Below are 440 nucleotides of genomic sequence, written 5' to 3' on the forward strand. Positions count from 1 at the left end.
GTAAGCTGTCCGGTGGAGGCCCGAAGGGCCGGAACGAACTGCCTCGCCTTGTTAATAGTCTTCACTTTAGCCAGGTCGAAATCTCCGAGGAATTAGTAATGAAACCTACTAGCTCTTCTCCATTTTCCGGATCTGAGTACTCTGAGAATGCCACTAATCTTTCAAAGCACCAGCATACCAGTTCACCTGACTCATTTTTGTAGCAAGTAGGTTCTTCGCCAAGCAGAAATAACTTAGCTTGCTCTTCATCCAACGCTTGAAAGAACCTCACTTGGAAATCTATTGAACCAGTGGCCTTTCCATCAATTTCAGCTTTATATGCGGCTATTGCTAGTGCTGTGCTCATAGACTATTAACGCCGCGAGCAGCGGCAGCTTGCTTTGGGCGCTTTTTGCGCAAAAATGGGGGCGAAGCGACCTGCGCATAAAGTGCACAAAGTA

General features: G+C 47.3%; 1 protein-coding gene. It reads right to left on the minus strand.

The annotated features are described in order from the left end of the window. Nucleotides 1–61: 61 nt before the first annotated feature. On the minus strand, nucleotides 62–346 hold the full coding sequence (locus tag B4U49_RS00180; RefSeq protein WP_078082615.1) for a hypothetical protein: 285 nt from the start codon (nucleotides 344–346) through the stop codon (nucleotides 62–64). Nucleotides 347–440 lie beyond the last annotated feature (94 nt).

Origin of the sequence: Microbulbifer mangrovi, from assembly GCF_002009015.1 — a bacterium.
GTDB classification, from domain to species: Bacteria; Pseudomonadota; Gammaproteobacteria; order Pseudomonadales; family Cellvibrionaceae; genus Microbulbifer; species Microbulbifer mangrovi.